Origin of the sequence: Myxococcus vastator (genome assembly GCF_010894475.1) — a bacterium.
Taxonomy (GTDB): Bacteria; Myxococcota; Myxococcia; order Myxococcales; family Myxococcaceae; genus Myxococcus; species Myxococcus vastator.
On record NZ_JAAIYB010000155.1, the window covers coordinates 1 to 17,098 of the forward strand.

Below are 17,098 nucleotides of genomic sequence, written 5' to 3' on the forward strand. Positions count from 1 at the left end.
GCCCCGCTGCTGCGCAGCGCCGCGGAGTCTTGGGAGCAGTCCGCATCGCGAGTGCGGCAACTGGCCGTGAAGAGCACCCTCCGTTCACGGGGAAGCCGAATACGGGCGTTGGGCTGGCCGCCTGTCTTCAGCAGGTGCTCGCGTCGGGACTGCCCAGCGAGCCTTTCAACGGGGATGTCTTCGTTGACCTGAACGGCGAGGAGTGGCGAGCGCGTGAGTGGGGCCATGTGCTGGTCCGGAGCCAGGAGTGGTTGCACGACCCGGCGGGGCATTTCCCCGCGACTGCGGTAGGAGACACAGGCGCGGCCAGTGGTGCCCTTGGTCTCTGTCTCGCCGTTCATGCCTTGGCTCGCGGGCATGCGCGGACACGTCATGCGCTCGTCAGCTCCAGTTCGGACCTGGGGGACGTTGGCGGTGTTCTCCTTCATCACAAGGTTTCCTGACCCGAGCCTCCCAATGAACACCGAGCGCAGCTCCATTCACCAGCGCAATGCCATTCTGGAAAATCGGGACCTCGTTCCGCATGTCATTGGCGGTCGGGTGAATTTCCGAGGCATCCTCGCGTTCTGCCGGAACTACCGTGTCGTCGGTATCTCGGCGCTCTTCCTCACGGGAACCTCCGAGAGACTGCACCGCGAACTGCATCGCAGCGGTCGCGCCTTCCTCCACTATCTCCAACAGGCAGAGACGCGCGAGCTGCGGACGAGCCGCGCCCTGCCGTTCTTTGATGCCATTGGCGCTGGTGACTTCGTGGGGGCGGCAGAGATTGCTCGTCATGTGCGCAGGTCCTGGGCACGGGACGAGGAGTACGAGGAGGACTTCCTCTTCGTCGAGTTCCTCATGCAGCAGTTCTTTCTGGGGGCGGATGACGCCTCGTGCGAGGCGCTGCTCGACAGGTACGAGAAGGCCCTGCAGGGGGCGGAGGACATTCGGCTGGAGTTGTGTCAGGCCCTGTTTCTGGCCCGCGAGGTTGAGTTCACTTTCGCGCTCAACCGCTTCCTGGCCGACCGGGATGAGCACCTACGCACCGTGGCGGAGAGACAGCACGTCGCGCCAGAGTTGCTGGCGACGGAGTGGAACTTCTCGGTGGAGGGGCTTGCGCTGCTACGTCTGGCTGAGCGCAAGCGCCTCCTGACGGAGGTGGAACATCTTCATGTTCCGTCTATTGCCCGCGAGCTGCCCGTGCTTCCAGTGGCCCATGATGCATGGATGCGGCCAGAGGAGGGGTGAGGGCGCGCGCCCTCCACTCCTCGCATCCCTGCTCCGTGGACAAGGGGCCTCGCCCGGAGGCACCTCGTCGCCAACTCCACAGGCGGCACCCCACTGCTCGTGAGCCCGAGCGCCAGTAGGGTCGTGCTGGTCTGCCACGGACACAGTGGCTCGCGGGTCGTGTCCCTGGTGACGACCGTGCTCATGGGAGGGCGTGAGCCGCTAGTCGTCCGTCGTGCCCCACCCAGGGGAGCAAGCCCAGCGCCCTGAGTTGCCAACGCCCGCCCTGACCTCCAGCTTCGTCCTGGTACGGCGGCCATGCGAATCCCTGTCCCCATCCGGCGCCTTCCCGCGCCGCTGGACGATGCTCGCGGCCTCGACACGGACGAGGTGAGCGAGCGGCGGGCTCGCTACGGGCGCAATGACGTGCTGGCGCGGCCCCATCGCTCGTGGCTCCACGTCCTGCGAGAGACCGCCGGAGACCCGATGCTCTGGTTCCTCGTGGGGACGAGCGGGCTCTATTTCGTGCTGGGAGCGCGCACCGAAGGGCTGGTGCTGCTGCTGGCCATCGTCCCGCTGCTCGGCATGGACGCGTTCCTGCATCGTCGGACGCGCGCCTCTACCGCCGGCCTGCAGAGCCGGCTGGCCGCTCGCGCCACCGTGCTGCGCGCGGGGACCGAGCAGGTGGTGCCCGCGGACGAGCTGGTCGTGGGGGACCTGGCGCGGGTGCAGCCGGGTGAGCACTTCCCCGCGGACGGGCTGGTCCTCCGCGGTGAGGGCCTGCAAGCCGAGGAGTCTTCACTCACCGGCGAAGCGCTGCCCGTGCGCAAGCGGCCCCTGTCCCATCTCCCTCCAGGAGACGAGCCGACGGTGGAGGGCTCGCATTGGGGACTCGCCGGAACGAGGCTGCTGACGGGGACGGCCTGGGTACGCGTCGTCTTCACCGGGCGGGAGACGCTCTACGGGAGCATCGTGCGCTCGGCCACGCAGGGCGCACACGCGCGCACGCCGCTCCAGCAGGCCGTGGCCCACCTGGTGGCAGTGCTGATGGGCGTGGCCGCGGTGATGTGCGCGGTGCTCGCGTTCGTGCGCTGGCGCCAGGGCTTCGGGTGGATGGATGCGCTGCTGAGCGCGGTCACGCTCGCCGTGGCGGCGCTGCCCGAGGAGTTTCCAGTGGCCTTCACCTTCTTCCTCGGCGCGGGCGTGTACCGGCTGGCCCGGAGGCAGGCCCTGGTGCGGCGCTCGGTGTCCGTCGAGAACATCGGCCGGGTCACCTGCATCTGCTCGGACAAGACGGGCACGCTGACAGAGGGCCGCGTGCGGGTGGCGCGCGTGCTGCCGGCGCCGGGCGTCCAGGCCGACGCGCTGCTGTGGACCGCGGCGCTCGCGTCGCGCGAGGAGGGGAGGGACCCGCTCGACGCCGCGCTGCTCGAAGAGGCCGCGCGCGCCCGGCCCGGCGTGGCCCGCCCGAGCACCCAGGCCACCTTCCCCTTCACCGAGGAGCGCCGACGCGAGACGGCGGTGGTGGACGACGGGGAGGGGCGCCTGCTCGCCGCCGTGAAGGGCGCACCGGAGCGGGTCGTGGACCTCTGCACGCTGGAGGCCGGTGCGCGCATGGACTGGGCGCGGCGCGTGGCGGCGCTCGCGGCCGAGGGGCGCAAGGTCATCGCCTGTGCGAGCCAGCCGCTGGACTCCGCCTCCTGGCGAGGCGGCGAGCCAGACCGGGGGTTCCAATTTCTGGGGCTCGTGGCCTTCGAGGACCCGGTGCGCCCGGGCGTGCGGGAGGCGGTGCGGGAGTGCGAGGAGGCCGGACTGCGAACGGTGATGGTGACGGGGGACCACCCCGCGACGGCCCTGGCGGTGGCTCGCGAGCTGGGGCTCGGTGGCGCGCGGCCCCGGGTGCTCACCGGCGAGGCGCTGGAGGCCCGGCTGAACGAGGGCGGCGCCGTGCCGGAGGTGGACGTGGTGGCCCGCGCGGTGCCAGCGCAGAAGTACGCGCTGGTGGCGGCGCTCCAGCGGCGAGGGGAGGTGGTCGCGGCCACGGGGGATGGCGTGAACGACGTGCCGGCGCTCCAGGCGGCGGACGTGGGCATCGCCATGGGGGAGCGGGGGACTCGCAGCGCGCGTGAGGTGGCCTCCATCGTCCTGCTGGACGATGACTTCGGCACGCTGGTGCGGGCCATCGCCGAGGGCCGCCAGCTCTTCCGCAACCTCCAGGCCTGCTTTCTCTACCTGCTGCTCATCCACATCCCGCTGGTGGTGACGGCGGCGCTGGTGCCGCTGGCGGGCTACCCGCTCCTGTACCTGCCCGTCCACATCGTCTGGCTGGAGCTCATCATCCATCCCACGGCGATGCTGGCCTTCCAGGCCGCGGCGCGCCCGGGGCGCCTGGCGCCCGTGAGACGCCGGGGCGCCGCGCGCTTCTTCTCGGCGGGGGACTGGAGCCTGCTCGCGCTGGTGGGGGGCTTGATGACCGTGGGGCTGGTGTGGAGCTACGACCGGAGCCTGGGCGCGGGGAGCGACGTCGAGCATGGACGCGCGGCGGCGGTGGCCTCGCTCACGCTCGCGAGCGCCGTGTTCGCGGCCGTGCTCACGGGCCTGCGGACGCGCACGGCGCGCTGGGTCTGCGCGTTGACGACCGGCGTGTCGCTGCTCCTCATCCAGGTGCCGGCCCTGGCGCGCCTGCTGATGCTGCGCCCGCTGGACGTGGACGACTGGGCGCGCGTCGCCGTCGGCGTGGCCGTGGCTTCGCTGCCCCTGGTGCTCGCGCGCTGGCGCGGCGCCGCCAAGGCGCATGCGCCGCGAGCAGGGACCGCGGCGCCGCCCCTCCACCGGCAGGTCCGGCGCGGCGCCGCCTGACGCGGCATCCTCCTGACGGCTCCGGCAGGTGCCGGCCTTCATGCTCCAACGTGAACGGGCAGGCGCATGAACCCTGGGCTCCAGAGGGCCCAGGCGGGCAGCACCCTGGCGCGCCCGCGCTCCCCAACCCCGGCGCGAGCTCCCACCCTCAGCCAGGGAGGACCGTGTCCATGTACTTCCAGGCCATCAAGACCGCGGGCCTCGCCCACGTCTCCTATGTCCTAGGCAGCCAGGGTGAGGCGCTCGTGGTGGATCCGCGACGTGACGTCGGCGTGTACCTCGACGTGCTCCGGAGCCAGGGCCTGCGCCTGCGCTATGTGCTGCAGACGCACCGCCAGGAGGACTTCGTCCAGGGCGCCGCGGAGCTCGCCCGCCTCACGGGGGCCCAGGTGGTGGCGGGCAAGCACCCCATCACCGGTCACGCAGGCCTGCAGGTGGGTGAGCACGAGCGGTTGCACCTGGGCGGCCTGACCCTGGTGACCCTCCACACGCCGGGCCACACGCCGGAGAGCACGAGCTGGGCGGTCTACCTGGATGCCCACCACGCGCTGGCCTGGGGTGTCTTCACCGGCGATGCGCTCTTCGCCGGGGCGACCGGGCGCACCGACCTGGAGGACCCGGAGCGCACGCTCGAGAACGCCGCGCGCCTCTACGACGCCCTCCACCAGAAGGTGCTGCCCCTGGGAGACCAGGCGCTCGTCCTCCCCGCGCACGGCGCCGGCTCGGTGTGCGGCGCCGACATCGCCGACCGGGAGCCGACGACGCTCGGCTTCGAGCGCCACCACAACCCCGTCTTCACCCTCTCGCGCGGCGACTTCATCCAGCACAAGGTGCGAGAGCGGCTGCCCCGGCCGTCGTACTTCTCGCGCATGGAGGAGGTGAACCTGCGCGGCGGCATCCCGCTCTCCCCTGAGTCCGCGGCCATCCCCTTCCTGTCCCCGAGCGGCTTCCAGCGAGCGCTCCAGTGCGGCGTCGTCCTGGACGCCCGCGAACCCGAGGCCTTCGCGGCAGGCCACATCGCCGGCTCGCTGAATGTCTGGTTGAAGGGGCTGCCCGTGTTCGGAGGCCAGGTGGTGGCGCGGCCCCTCACGCCGCTGTTCCTCGTCCTGCCGGAGCTCGCGGACCCGGGGGAGGCGGTGCTGGCGCTGGCCCGCGTCGGGCTCGACGAGGTGCAGGGTGTCCTCTCCGGAGGCTTCAGCGCCTGGCGCAACGCCGGCCTGCCCGTCGAGCGCGGCGGCACGTTGACGCCCGAGGAGCTCTTCGCCCACTCCGAGGACTTCCAGACGCTGGACGTGCGCGAGCTGTCCGAGTTCGAGCAGGGCCACATCCCGGATGCGCGCCATGTCTACGTCGGCGAGCTCGACGAGCGCCTCCCTCGGCTGGGCCTTCGCCCCGACCTCCCGGTGGCGGTGACGTGCAGCGTGGGCCACCGGGCCGGGCTCGCCGTGAGCATCCTGCTGAGCCATGGCTTCGCGCGCGTCTCGAATCTGCTCGGGGGCATGACGGCGTGGAGGCGGTTGGAGTTGCCGGTGCGTGAAGGTCCGCCTCCCGCGAGTGAGGCCAGGCCCCCCGAGGCCCCGGAGACGGTGGAGCCCGCGCCGCCGCGGTGAGCCCGGCACGACTCACGCGTGGTGCGTGAGCTGCTGTCCGTCCCGCGGCGACGTGGGGAGCGTGAAGGAGAAGGTGCTCCCCACGCCCGGCTGGCTCTCCACCCAGACACGGCCGCCGTGGGCATCGACGAGCCCCTTGACGATGGCGAGCCCCAGCCCGGCTCCGTCCTTGCTCCCCGCGCGGGCCTGCCAGAAAGCCTCGAAGAGGTGAGGTTGGTGCTCCGCGGGAATCCCGCGCCCCGTGTCCCTCACGGAGAAGCGCATCATGCGCCCCTCGGGCACGGCCCGGACGGAGATCCGTCCGCCCTCGGGCGTGAACTTGAGGGCGTTGCCCAGCAGGTTGGAGAAGATCTGTATCACCCGGTCATGGTCCGCGAGGACGGGAGGAGGGGCCTCGGGGACGTGCGCCGTGAGCTGGATGGCGCGGGCCTCCGCGAGCGCGCGGTGCAGGTCGACGGCCTCCCAGACGAGGGCCCCGGTCTCCAGCGGGCCGCGCTCCATCGGCAGGTGGCCGGCGTCCAGCCTGGCGACGTCCAGCAGGTCCTGGATGAGCCTGTTCGCGCGGTCCACCGCCTTCCGGATGGACTCGAGCGGCCGGGTGTCGGTGGCCCGCTGCTCCGGCGCGCGCTTCAGGAGCGTCCCCGCGCTCAGGGCGATGACGTTCAGGGGGGTGCGGAGGTCATGGGCGACGATGCGCAGGACCTCGTCGCGAAGACGGGTCGCCTGCTCGGACTTCTCATGGAGCCGGGCATTGTCGATGGCGAGCGCGGCGCGGCTGGCGAGCTCCTCGGCCAGGGCCAGGTCGCGGGCACCGTAGTGGCGCCCCGACTCGGAGGTCCACAGGATGACCGCGCCCAGGACGCGCTCCCGGGCGCGCAGGGGAACGACCAGCCCCGAGACGGGCGCGAGGCGGCGCAGCAACTCCAGGTGCTCGTCGTCCTCCGCCGCCGCCTCGAACGCCGTGACGGGGGACTCTGGCAGGAGGACGGACCGGCCCGTCCGGAGGACTCCGGCGACGATGTCTCCCTGGCGTGACGGGTCATGCGGATAGGCGGTGAGCAGCTCGTGCAACAGGCGGGACTTCTCCGGCGAGGCCGCCAGGCCCTCCACCGCCATGAGCCGCCCACTGTCATCCAGCAGGTCGACCACGCACCAGTCCGCCAGCGCCGGGACGGCGAGCCGGGCCACGGTGGCGAGTGTCGCCCGGGGCTCCAGGAAACGGGCGAGCTGGGGCCCCGCCTCCGCCAGGAAGCGCAGGGCCTGCTCCAACTGCTTGCGCTCGGAGATGTCCTGGACCTGCGCGATGAAGTGGAGCGGCCTGCCTTGGGCGTCACGCACCAGCGAGCCCGTCAGCAGCACGCTCACGAGGTGGCCCTGCCTGTGGAGGTAGCGCTTCTCCCGCTGGAAGGAGCGGACCGCTCCATCGAGCAGGCGCTGGGCGTTCTCCAGGTCCGGCGCCAGGTCCTCGGGCCAGGTGATGTCCTGGAAGGTCCGGGTGAGGAGCTCCTCGGGCGGGTACCCGACGATGTCGCACATGGCGCCGTTCACGTTCAGGAACCGGCCGTCCAGTCCGATCAGGGCCATGCCGATGGGGGCATCCTCGAACGCGGTCCGGAAGCGCTCCTCGCTGTTGCGGAGCACCTCCTCCGCGCGCGTCCGGGCGGAGATGTCGCGAAGGATGACGGTGAGCAGGGCCGTCCCATCCACCTTCACCTTCGAGATGCTGGCCTCCGCGGGGAACTCCTCGCCGCTCTTGCGCCGGCCGGCGATGGCGCGCCACTCTCCCATCAGCCGGGAGGCCTGGGTGCCCTCCGCGAATTGCCGCACGTGCGTCTGGTGCACCTGCCGGTACCGCTCGGGGATGAGCAGGTCCAGTCGCTGGCCCACGGCTTCCCGGGCGGAGTAGCCGAAGATGTGCTCCGCGCCCTCGTTGAAGTGGGTGATGTGCTGCTCCGTGTCCACGGAGATGATGGCGTCGACGGTGCTGGAGACGAGCCCGGCGAGCCGGGCCTCCGCCAGACGGAGCGACTGCTCCAGCCGGTGCCGGCGCCCGCTGTTTCGCCGAGGGCGCCCCTTCACCCTTCGCACGGCGACTCCAGCGACTGCCCGGCTTCGGGGGCGCCCCCTGGCCCACCGGACGCCGGTGGGAGCCGCCCGGCTCGCTCCACCCGCACGGCCGTCACCTTGTAATCGGGCGTGTGGGTGTACCCGTCCCGCTGAGGGCCGATGACGGCGTTGATGAAGACCTCGGCGGTGTGGAAGGTGGTGAAGAGCTCGCCGGGGCGCAGGCCCTCGGCTCGGCGCATGGGCAGCTCCACCGCTCCATGGCGGCTGCACACCCGCACCCGCGCGCCATCCTCCAGCCCCAGCCGGTCCGCGTCCGCCGGGGCCATGTCCAGCCAGTCGCCGGGCTGCAGCAGTGCGTGGGGGGTGCGCATTGTCATCGTCCCCGCGTTGAACTGGTACAGGCGCCGGCCCGTCATCAGCACGAAGGGGTGGTCGTCCGTGCGCACCTCCGGCGAGCGCCGGTAGTCGACGCGGCGCAGCGCCGCCCGGGCGCCGCTGGCGAACTGGTGGGTGTGCAGCCGCCGGGTGCCGGGGTGCGCCTCGTCGGGGCAGGGCCACTGCAGGCCTCCCATGTCCAGCCGGGCATAGGAGAGCCCCGCTCCCGCCGGCCACACCCGCCGCACCTCGTCCCAGACCTCCTCTGGGGATTGGAAGGCAAAGCCCTGGGAGTGCCCCAGGGCCCGCGCCGCGCGGCAGAGAATCTCCCAGTCTGGCAGCGACTCACCCGCGGGCGGCAGGGCCTGGCGCACCCGCTGCACGCGCCGCTCGCCATTCATGAAGGTGCCGTCCTTCTCGAACGACGTGCACGCGGGCAGGAAGACGTGGCCACACGCCCGCGCCGTTTCGTTGAGGAACAGGTCCTGCACCACCAGCAGCTCCAGCCGCTCCAGCGCCTCACGCGTGGCGCGCGCCTCGGGGTTGGTGAGCAGCACGTCGTAGCCGAAGGCCCACAGCGCCTTGAGCCGCCCCCGGCGCGCCGCGTCCAGCATCTCCATCAAATCCAGGCCGGGCGCCGCCGACAGGGGCGCGCCCCAGGCCGCCTCGAAGCGCGCGCGGTTCAACTCCAGCGGGACGTAGCCCGTCAGGTGCCCCGGCTCGCAGCCCATGTGCGCGGAGCCCTGCACGTTGTTCTGCCCGCGCATCGGGTTCACCCCGGTGCCCGGCCCGCCGAGGTTGCCCGTCAGCAGCGCCAGGTTGATGAGCGCCATGACGGACTCCGTGCCCTGGACGTGCTCCGTCATGCCCAGCCCATGGAGCATCATGGACGGGCCGTGCGTGGCGTACAGCCGCGCCGCCTGACGGATGGCCTCCGCGTCCACCCCGCACAGGTCCGCGGCGCGCTCGGGCGTCCAGTCGAGGATGAAGGCCCGGAAGTCCTCCACCGCCTCCACGCGCTCGCGCAGGAAGTCCTCGTCGCACAGGCGCTCGGTCACCACCACGTGGGCCAGCGCGTTGAGCAGCGGCACGTCCGTGCCCGCCCGGGGCTGGAGGTGCACGTCCGCGTAGCGCGCCAGCTCGGTACGCCGCGAGTCGATGACGATGAGCTTCGCCCCGCGCAGCACCGCCTGCTTCAGCCGGGCGCCGACGACGGGGTGGCACTCCGTGGTGTTGCTGCCGGCCACCAGCAGGGTGCGCGCGTGCTCGACATCCTCGAAGGAGCTGGTGGCCGCGCCCGTGCCCAGCATCCGCTTCAGCGCCGCGGCGCTGGGGGCGTGGCACACGCGTGCGCAGCAGTCCACGTTGTTCGTGCCAAGCGCCACGCGGGCCAGCTTCTGCGCCAGGTAGTTCTCCTCGTTGGTGGCCCGCGCCGAGCCCAGCATGCCCACCGCGTCCGGCCCATGCTCCACCCGCAGGTGCCGCAGCCGCTGGGCGATGAAGCCCAGCGCCTCGTCCCACGAGGCGCGGCGCCACCCTCCGTTCTCTCGCAAGAGCGGCACGGTGACTCGGTCCGGCGCCTCGCCGAAGCCGAAGGCATAGCGGCCCTTGGAGCACAGGTGGCCCTGGTTGGAGGGGCCCTCGCGCGAGGGCCGCGAGGTGACGATGCGCCCGCCGCGAGCGCCCACGTCCATTTCGCAGCCCACCCCACAGTAGGGGCAGGTGGTGCGCGTCCAGGTCTGGGGCCATCGCTGGTCCAGGAGCGTCCGGTCCTCCAGCGCGCCGGTGGGGCAGGTGTCCACGCAGGCGCCGCAGGAGACGCAGGAGCTCTCCCGCAGGTTGGGCCCATCCGGGAGGATGCGCGTCCCGGCGCCCCGGTTCCAAACCCGCCAGACGAACTGCCCCTGCACCTCGTCGCAGATGCGGACGCAGCGGTAGCAGTGGATGCACTGGGACATGTCCACGTGGATGTAGGGGTGCGAGTCGTCCCGCAGCGCTGGCTGGTACACGCCGCGCGGCTCGCCCTCCAGGCCGTACTCGCGCAGCGCGCGGTGGAAGGGCTTGTCCGGCTGACGCGCCACGGCCTCGGCCGGGTACTCCGAGGCCAGGAGCCGCAGCAACACCCGCCGCTGCGCCTCCACCAGGGGCGTGCGCGTGTGCACCACCATGCCCTCCGTCAGCGGCGTGGTGCAGGCGGCCACCGGGCGCGCGCAGCCCTCCACCTCGACGATGCAGGTGCGGCAGGCCCCCACCGGCGCCATCCGCGAGTCGTTGCACAGGGCGGGGACGGTGACGCCCAGCGCCTCCAGGGCCACCAGGAGGGTGCCCGGCGCGCACTCGCGCGGCTGCCCGTCCACGGTTATGTGAAGCATGCCTCCACCTCCTCGCGGTAGTAGCGCAGCACGCTCTGGGCGAACTCCCCCAGCCCCGTGCCGTGCCCGCACAGGCTGGTGAGGCGCAGCGCCTCCACGACGTCCTCCCAGCCGTCCGCGCCGGACACCGGGCCCGCCTCCAGCACGCGTGCGAAGCGCTGCTCGACGTGCCGGGCTCCCAGTCGGCACGGGGTGCACTTGCCGCACGACTCGTAGGCCCCGAAGGAGAAGACGTGGTGCACCAGCGCGGCGATGGACGTGTGCGTGTCGAACGCCACCACCCCGCCGTGCCCCACGGACGCACCCACCGCCTTGAGCTCCTCGAAGGCCAGCGGCGTGTCCAGCAGGTGCGGGGGAAGGACTCCCGCCAGCGGCCCGCCAATGAGGACGCCCTTCAGCGGCCCGGTGCGCAGTCCGCCGCCCAGCTCCTCCACCACGGCGCGCACCGGCACGCCCAGCTCCACCTCGTAGAGTCCCGGGCGGTGGAAGAGGGAGTTGAGCGACAGCACCTTCGTCCCCCGGCTGCCGACAATCCCCAGCGCCGCGTATGCGTCGCCGCCATGGCGTGAAATCCACGGGAGGTTGACCAGCGTCTCCACGTTCTGCACCAGGGTGGGCCGGCCGAAGAGGCCCGCCTGGGCGGGGTAGGGAGGCCGGGCGCGCACGAAGGGCCGGCGTCCCTCCAGGGCGTTGAGCAGCGCAGTCTCCTCGCCACACACGTAGCTGCCGCGCCCCACCTCCAGCGAGACTTCACAGGAGAAGTTGCTGCCCAGGATGCGGTGGCCCAGCAGGCCCTCCCGGTGCGCCTCGTGCAGGGCCACATGCAGGACGCACGCGGCCAGCGGGTACTCCTTGCGGACGTAGATGAAGCCCCTGCGGGCGCCCACCGCGTAGGCCGCGAGCAGCAGCCCCTCCAGCACGGCGTGAGGGTCCTCCTCCAGGAGGTAGCGGTCGATATAGGCGCCGGCGTCACCTTCATCCGCGTTGGCCACCACGTCCTTCTCCTCGCCAGGCGCGGCGGCCACCGCGCGCAGCTTGCGGCCGGTGGGGAAGCCCGCGCCTCCGCGGCCGCGCAGCCCGGAGCGCTCCACCTGGAGCACGAGCGCCTCTGGCGGCGAGGTCAGCGCCCGCGCCAGGGTCTCGTAGCCTCCCTGACGCGTGTAGTCCGCCAGGGCGCGCGCGCCGCCCGTCGCGACGCGTTCGAGCGCGATGGCGCGCGGCGCCCGCACCCGCACCGTGGGGCGGGCCGTCTCACGGGTGGTGGCGGGGGCCATATGGCAACTGCCCAGGCAGTAGACGCGGGCGTCGTCTTGGAGGGCCTTTCGCCAGCGCTCCGGCTGGAGGTGGCGCGCCACGAAGCACGCCGTGCCCTGACACGCCCGCTCGCCCAGGGGCTCATGCCCCAGGTGGTAGAAGGACTCGAGCGCGCGCGTTCCCGTTCCAGTCCTCATGCTCGCCTCCCCCAGCGCGGCGCGCGATGGCGGCCGCGAGCCACGGGGCAGGGTAGGGGGGTGGAGGCCCGGCCGCTCTCCCGGGCGCGGCGCCACGTCCATCACCTGAAGCTCTTCCGTCACGCCGAGCGGAAGGAGACGGCTCCTCACCCCCGCGTCCGAGACACCTTCGCTCCCCGGGGCGCACGGCCCTCCGTCAGGCCGCGCGGGGCCGCTGGGCGGCCCGGGACGTCACGGGTGGTTCTGGGCGCCGCAGCCGTTTGTGCAGCTCCATGGCCACGATGATGGTCGAGGCCACCCCCACGATGCGCACCCACGAGTCCCAGTCCGTGAGCGGCACCACCCTCAGCACGAACTGGGTCGGGACGAGGTAGAGGGCGCCCACGTGCACGACCAGTGAGGCGGCCGTGGCCCAGAACAACATGGGGTTGGAGAAGGGGCTGCGCGCGAACACGGATTGTGCCTCCGAGCGCGAATTGCCCACCTGGAACATCTGGAAGAGCACCATCGTCGTGAGCGCCGCCGTCTGCGCGACCGTGAGCGAGCCCGTTTCGTCCAGCTCCCACCGGAACACCAGCAGCGTCCCCGCCGCCATGACCAACCCGGCGAGCACCGTGCGCTCCCACAGCAGCTCGGAGATGAACCCCTCCCGTCGCGCCCGGGGCGCCCGCGCCATCACCCCCGGGTCCGCGGGCTCGAAGGCCAGCGCCACATCCTGGAGCCCCTTCGTCACCAGGTTGAGCCACAGCAACTGCGCGGGGAGCAGCGGCAGCGGCCAGCCCAGCGCCAGCGAGGTGATGAGCGTGATGATGGACGCCGCCCCCGTGCTCACCAGGAAGAACGTCGCCTTGCGCAGGTTGTCGAAGGTGACGCGCCCGACCTCCACCGCCGCGGCGATGCTCACGAAGTTGTCGTCCGCCAGCACCATGTCCGAGGCCTCGCGCGCCACGTCCGTGCCGCTCCTGCCCATGGCCACGCCGATGTCGGCCGCCTTGAGCGCCGGTGCGTCGTTGACGCCGTCGCCTGTCACCGCCACCACCTCGCCCACGGCCTGGAGCGCCTGCACCACGCGCAGCTTCTGCTCCGGCGCCACCCGGGCGTAGATGTCCACCTCCTTCGTCCGCCTCCGCAGGGCCTCGTCGTCCAGCGTCGCCAGCTCGGTTCCCGTCATCGCCGCGCCGCCGCCCGCGAGCCCCAGCTCCTGGCCAATGGCGCGCGCCGTGGCCACGTGGTCGCCGGTGATCATCACCACCCGGAGCCCCGCGTCCTGGCAGCTCGCGATGGCTTCACGCACGCCCGCACGCGGTGGATCCATCATCCCCGTCAGCCCGAGGAAGACGAGGCCCTCGGGTGCTCCCACCGTGTCCGGTCGCGCCCCCTTGTCCTCCAGCCGCCGGTACGCCATGGCCAGCACCCGGAGGCCCCGCCCGGCCAGCGCCGCCGCCGCCTGGTGCACGGCCTCCCCGTTCAGCGGCTCCACGCCCGCCTCACCGAGCTGCGCGGTGCTCATCGTCAGCACCCGCTCCGGCGCCCCCTTCACGAACACCACCCGCTGGCCGTCGCGCTCACGGATGCTCGCCGAGTACTGTCGCTCGGGCTCGAAGGGAATCTCCGCGTAGGAGGTCCAGTGTCCCCGCACCGTCTCGTGCGCCAGCTCCAGCCGCTCCGCCGCCAGCAGCAGGGCCGCCTCCGTGGGGTCTCCGCGCGTCTCCACGCCCTGCTCGCCCTGGAACACCTCGGCCTCGTTGGCGAGCACCCCCGCGAGCAGCAGCAGGTACAGCGGCGGGTGCTCGGCCAGGTCCTCCGCGCCCTCGACCGGCCGCGCCCGTGCGTCTCTCCGCGGGGCCTCGTCCGACAGTGTGAGGAAGCGGCCTCCGGCCCACAGCTCCTGCACCGTCATCCGGTTCTCCGTCAGCGTGCCCGTCTTGTCCGTGCCGATGACGGTGGTGCTGCCCAGCGTTTCGATTGCGGGCAGCTTGCGGATGATGGCCCGCCGCCGCGCCATGCGGCCGACCCCCACCGCCAGGGTGATGGTGAGCACCACGGGCAGGCCCTCGGGCACCGCGGCCACCGCGAGCGCCACCGCGAGCATGAACATGTGCGCCATGGACTCGCCCCGCACCACGCCGATGAGGAAGCTCAGCCCGGAGCCCACGAGCACCACCAGTCCCACCAGCCGGGCGAACCGGTCCATCCGCTCCTGGAGCGGGGTGGTGGACACGGCCTCGCCCCGGATTTGACCGGCGATCTTCCCCAGCTCGGTGGCGCCACCGGTGGCCACGACGTAGCCGCGCCCCCTCCCGCTGGACACCACCGTGCCTGTGTAGGCCATGTCCTCCCGGTCCGACAGCGGCGCGTCCGCGGCCACCACGCTCGCGCGCTTGTGCACGTTGGCGGACTCGCCGGTGAGCAGCGACTCGTCGACGGTCAGCGCCGTGGCGGACACCAACCGCAGGTCCGCCGGCACCCGGGTGCCCGACTCCAGCAGCACCAGGTCTCCAGGCACCAGGTCCCGGCTCTCCACCTCCCACTCGTGCCCGTCGCGGATGACGCGCGCCTTGGGTGACACCAGCCGCATCAGCGACCGGACCGAGACCTCGGCCCGCCGCTCCTGCGTGAAGCCGATGGCGGCGTTGATGGCGAGGATGGCCGCGATGGCGCCCGCGTCAATGAGGTCGCCCAGCACGAGTGTCACCGCGCAGGCGGCCAGCAGGATGTAGATGAGGGGGCTCTTGAACTGGTGGACGAGCAGCGCCAGGGGGCTCGTCGGCGGGGTCTCCGCGAGCTGGTTGGGACCGTGCCGCGCCAGCCGGGCCCCGGCCGTGGAGCGCTGGAGCCCGGGCGGCCCGGTTCCGAGCTGGGATTCGGTCTCCTCCACCGGCAGGGCATGCCAGGGCTGTACTTGCTTGGGCTCCATGTCCCCTCTCCAGGGCGGTGTGGCCCGCCCGGCTGTCGCAAGGATGGGGCGGCTCGTGGCGCGGGGCTACGGACCCAGGCGCCTGCGCAAGAGGTGGATGGCCCATACCCCGAAGAGGATGCCGGACACTCCCAGGCCCAGCAGGACGAGCGGGCGTCGCTCGACGACGCTGGCGCCCAGGTAGACGGTGCCCACCGCGTATGGGAGCTCCGCGAGCGCGAGGACGCGCAGATAGCGGCGCAGCCCATAGCGCGCCAGGCCGAGCACGTAGCCGGGAATCTCCGAGGGGACCGCGAGCTGGAAGAGGAGCACCAGGCCGAAGGAGCTGTGCCGGGAGATGCGCTCCTCGTAGCGGGAGAGCAGGCGGGTGGAGGTGAGCCGGCGGATGACGGGCCGGCCCCAGGCGCGGGCGATGCCATAGGCGCAGGCGCCTCCCAGCATCCACCCCATCCAGAGCAGGAGCGCGCAGACAAGCTTCCCCCAGGCCTCGAGGGCCACGGGGAGCAGCAGCGCGCTGGAGAAGAAGGCCAGCATGGCCGACAGCGCGGACAGGAGGACGAAGAGCACTGCGCCCCAGAAGGGGTGCTCGGCGATGACGGGCGCGGCCGCGTCGAGGAACCGACGGAGGACGGACTGGAAGAGCTCCGAGGCGGCGAGGAGGGCGAGGCCGGCGAGGAGCAGCCCCAGCAGGAGCGCCCGGCCCCAAGCCGCCCGAAGCCCGCCAGGCGGGTCCATCGGCAGGCGTGCCTGGGTCACGCCGGCATTCTCGATGCGCCCGGCGCGCTCCCGCGGAGCGCGGACCTCCACTCCGAACAAGGCAGCAGCCACGTCACGTTTCCGTCCCGAAGGCGCCAAGCTGGGCACGCCGCCCCGAAGGACAAGCCGCGCCCGGGAGCGGGGGAGGTTTGGCTGCCCGACAGGCCCTCACCTCGACATTTCAGGGCGTCTTGCGGATGCGACCATTCTGCGTGCCGCCAGCGGCCATGGCCATGGCCACGCGGGAGTAGGCGGAGACGTAGGGCTGAAGCACCGCGCGGGACCAGCGCCCTGGAATCCACAGGTAGCTGTACAGCCCGTGCCTGCGCGCGCCCCGGCGCCGCTTCGTCTCGTACCCGCTCGCGCCCAGCCAGAGCTTCTTGACGCCGAGCTCGTAGGCCCGGCGCAGCGGCTCGTAGAAGGCGAGGTTGAAATACAGCGGCGTCTCGGAGGCGCCAGCCTCGGCGCGGCCGACCCGGTAGAACCACATCTCGTCGCGCTTGTGGAGCAGCAGGGAGAAGCCGATGGGCTCGCCGTTCTGGTAGGCGACCACGGCCTCGGCCTCGGGCGCGACGTGCTGGTCGAGCGCTGCCCAGAACGTGGAAGGGTGGCGGAGGTGCTCGTTGCCGTACTTGGAGTACGTCACTTCGTAGAACCGCTCCAACTGCTCCGCCAGCTCGCCCATCCGGGAGACACGCTCGAAGCGAACGCCCGCGTTCTGCGCGTGCGCGATCTCCTTCTTGAGCACCCGCCGGACGTCGCTCTTGAACTGGCCCAGGTAGGCGTCGAATGTGTCTCCTGGGACATCCATGACGTTGTCGTCGTAGATGAAGATCTCCTGGAACGACGCGGACGTCAGCGCGTCTCTCAGCGTCGTGTCATCCCGCTCCACGCCGTAGAAGTAGAGCGGCAGCCGCTCATGGGTGGCGAGCTCCCGGAGCCCCTGGAGGATGAGCTCCCGAGCCTGCTTCGCGACCTCCACGGACTGCGCGGCGCAGTGGATGCTGCTCCGCATGCTGAGCGGGCTGGTGACGAAGACGCCGCCATCGAAGCCGGCGCCCGTGCGCCAGGCCACGTTGCGGTAGAGGTCCGCCGCCGCGACGGCCACCCGGCTCCAGGCGGGCCCGTTGGCGAAGCCCTTCTTCCAACTGGTGAAGAGGAAGTGCTCCAGCGAGTAGGGCGTGTAGATGGTCTTGCTACGGGTGATGAAACACGGGCACAGCGCGACGGGAGTGCCCTGCTGATACGCAATGGCATATCGCAGGGACAGCTCCCCCCGGGCCATGGCGGACAGGTCGACCGCGTCCAGCATGCGGAACCAGCGCCGGCCGAAGAAGACGCTCGACTCGGAGGTGAGGGTATCCAGCTCCGCGTCGCCCAGGTGGCTGACAGAGTCGTGGAATTTCAAGGTAAGCGTCATGGCCGGGGGGGTCGTGAGTCGCGGCGTCGCTCAGCCGTTGAGGAGCTGGACGGCGGGGGGCC

10 protein-coding genes are annotated in these 17,098 nt (G+C 72.0%); 3 read left to right on the forward strand and 7 right to left on the reverse strand.

Annotated features, from left to right (window positions below):
- Positions 1-428 (reverse strand): hypothetical protein (locus G4D87_RS38905; protein WP_205507616.1); only part of this gene is annotated, 428 nt, incomplete at its 3' end.
- A 28-nt stretch (positions 429-456) separates the two neighbouring features.
- Here G4D87_RS38905 and G4D87_RS17115 point away from each other — a divergent pair.
- The 3 genes from G4D87_RS17115 (at position 457) to G4D87_RS17125 (ending at position 5,678) form a co-directional block, all read left to right on the forward strand.
- The gene (locus G4D87_RS17115) at positions 457-1,230 is read left to right on the forward strand and encodes an immunity 49 family protein (RefSeq protein ID WP_163783140.1); all 774 of its coding nucleotides are present in this window, start codon (positions 457-459) and stop codon (positions 1,228-1,230) included.
- A 297-nt stretch (positions 1,231-1,527) separates the two neighbouring features.
- Positions 1,528-4,068 (forward strand): cation-translocating P-type ATPase, encoded by a 2,541-nt coding sequence (locus tag G4D87_RS17120; RefSeq protein ID WP_163783141.1) that lies wholly within the window; start codon positions 1,528-1,530, stop codon positions 4,066-4,068.
- A gap of 170 nt (positions 4,069-4,238) precedes the next feature.
- On the forward strand, positions 4,239-5,678 hold the full coding sequence (locus G4D87_RS17125; protein ID WP_163783146.1) for an MBL fold metallo-hydrolase: 1,440 nt from the start codon (positions 4,239-4,241) through the stop codon (positions 5,676-5,678).
- Positions 5,679-5,690: 12 nt separating this feature from the next.
- Here the strand turns inward: G4D87_RS17125 and G4D87_RS17130 are convergent, their stop codons facing one another.
- From G4D87_RS17130 to G4D87_RS17155, 6 genes are all read right to left on the reverse strand, one after another.
- Entirely contained in the window at positions 5,691-7,766 is a 2,076-nt protein-coding gene (locus G4D87_RS17130; protein WP_205507617.1) for a sensor histidine kinase, read from the reverse strand.
- Positions 7,754-10,492, reverse strand: a complete 2,739-nt coding sequence (fdhF, locus tag G4D87_RS17135) for a formate dehydrogenase subunit alpha (protein ID WP_163783142.1) — start codon at positions 10,490-10,492, stop codon at positions 7,754-7,756. The genes G4D87_RS17130 and fdhF overlap by 13 nt, the downstream gene beginning before the upstream one ends.
- Positions 10,480-11,943, reverse strand: a complete 1,464-nt coding sequence (locus tag G4D87_RS17140) for a complex I 51 kDa subunit family protein (RefSeq protein ID WP_163783143.1) — start codon at positions 11,941-11,943, stop codon at positions 10,480-10,482. Before G4D87_RS17140 ends, fdhF begins: the two co-directional genes overlap by 13 nt.
- A 196-nt stretch (positions 11,944-12,139) precedes the next feature.
- Complete coding sequence (locus G4D87_RS17145) at positions 12,140-14,860, reverse strand: cation-translocating P-type ATPase (RefSeq protein ID WP_163783144.1); 2,721 nt, start codon at positions 14,858-14,860, stop codon at positions 12,140-12,142.
- 66 nt (positions 14,861-14,926) lie between these two features.
- Positions 14,927-15,688: a TVP38/TMEM64 family protein gene (locus G4D87_RS17150; RefSeq protein ID WP_240358342.1), complete on the reverse strand. Its 762-nt coding sequence runs from the start codon at positions 15,686-15,688 to the stop codon at positions 14,927-14,929.
- Positions 15,689-15,797: 109 nt separating this feature from the next.
- A complete protein-coding gene (locus tag G4D87_RS17155; protein ID WP_163783145.1) occupies positions 15,798-17,036 on the reverse strand; it encodes a GNAT family N-acetyltransferase in 1,239 nt (412 codons plus the stop codon).
- Between the last annotated feature and the right edge of the window lie 62 nt (positions 17,037-17,098).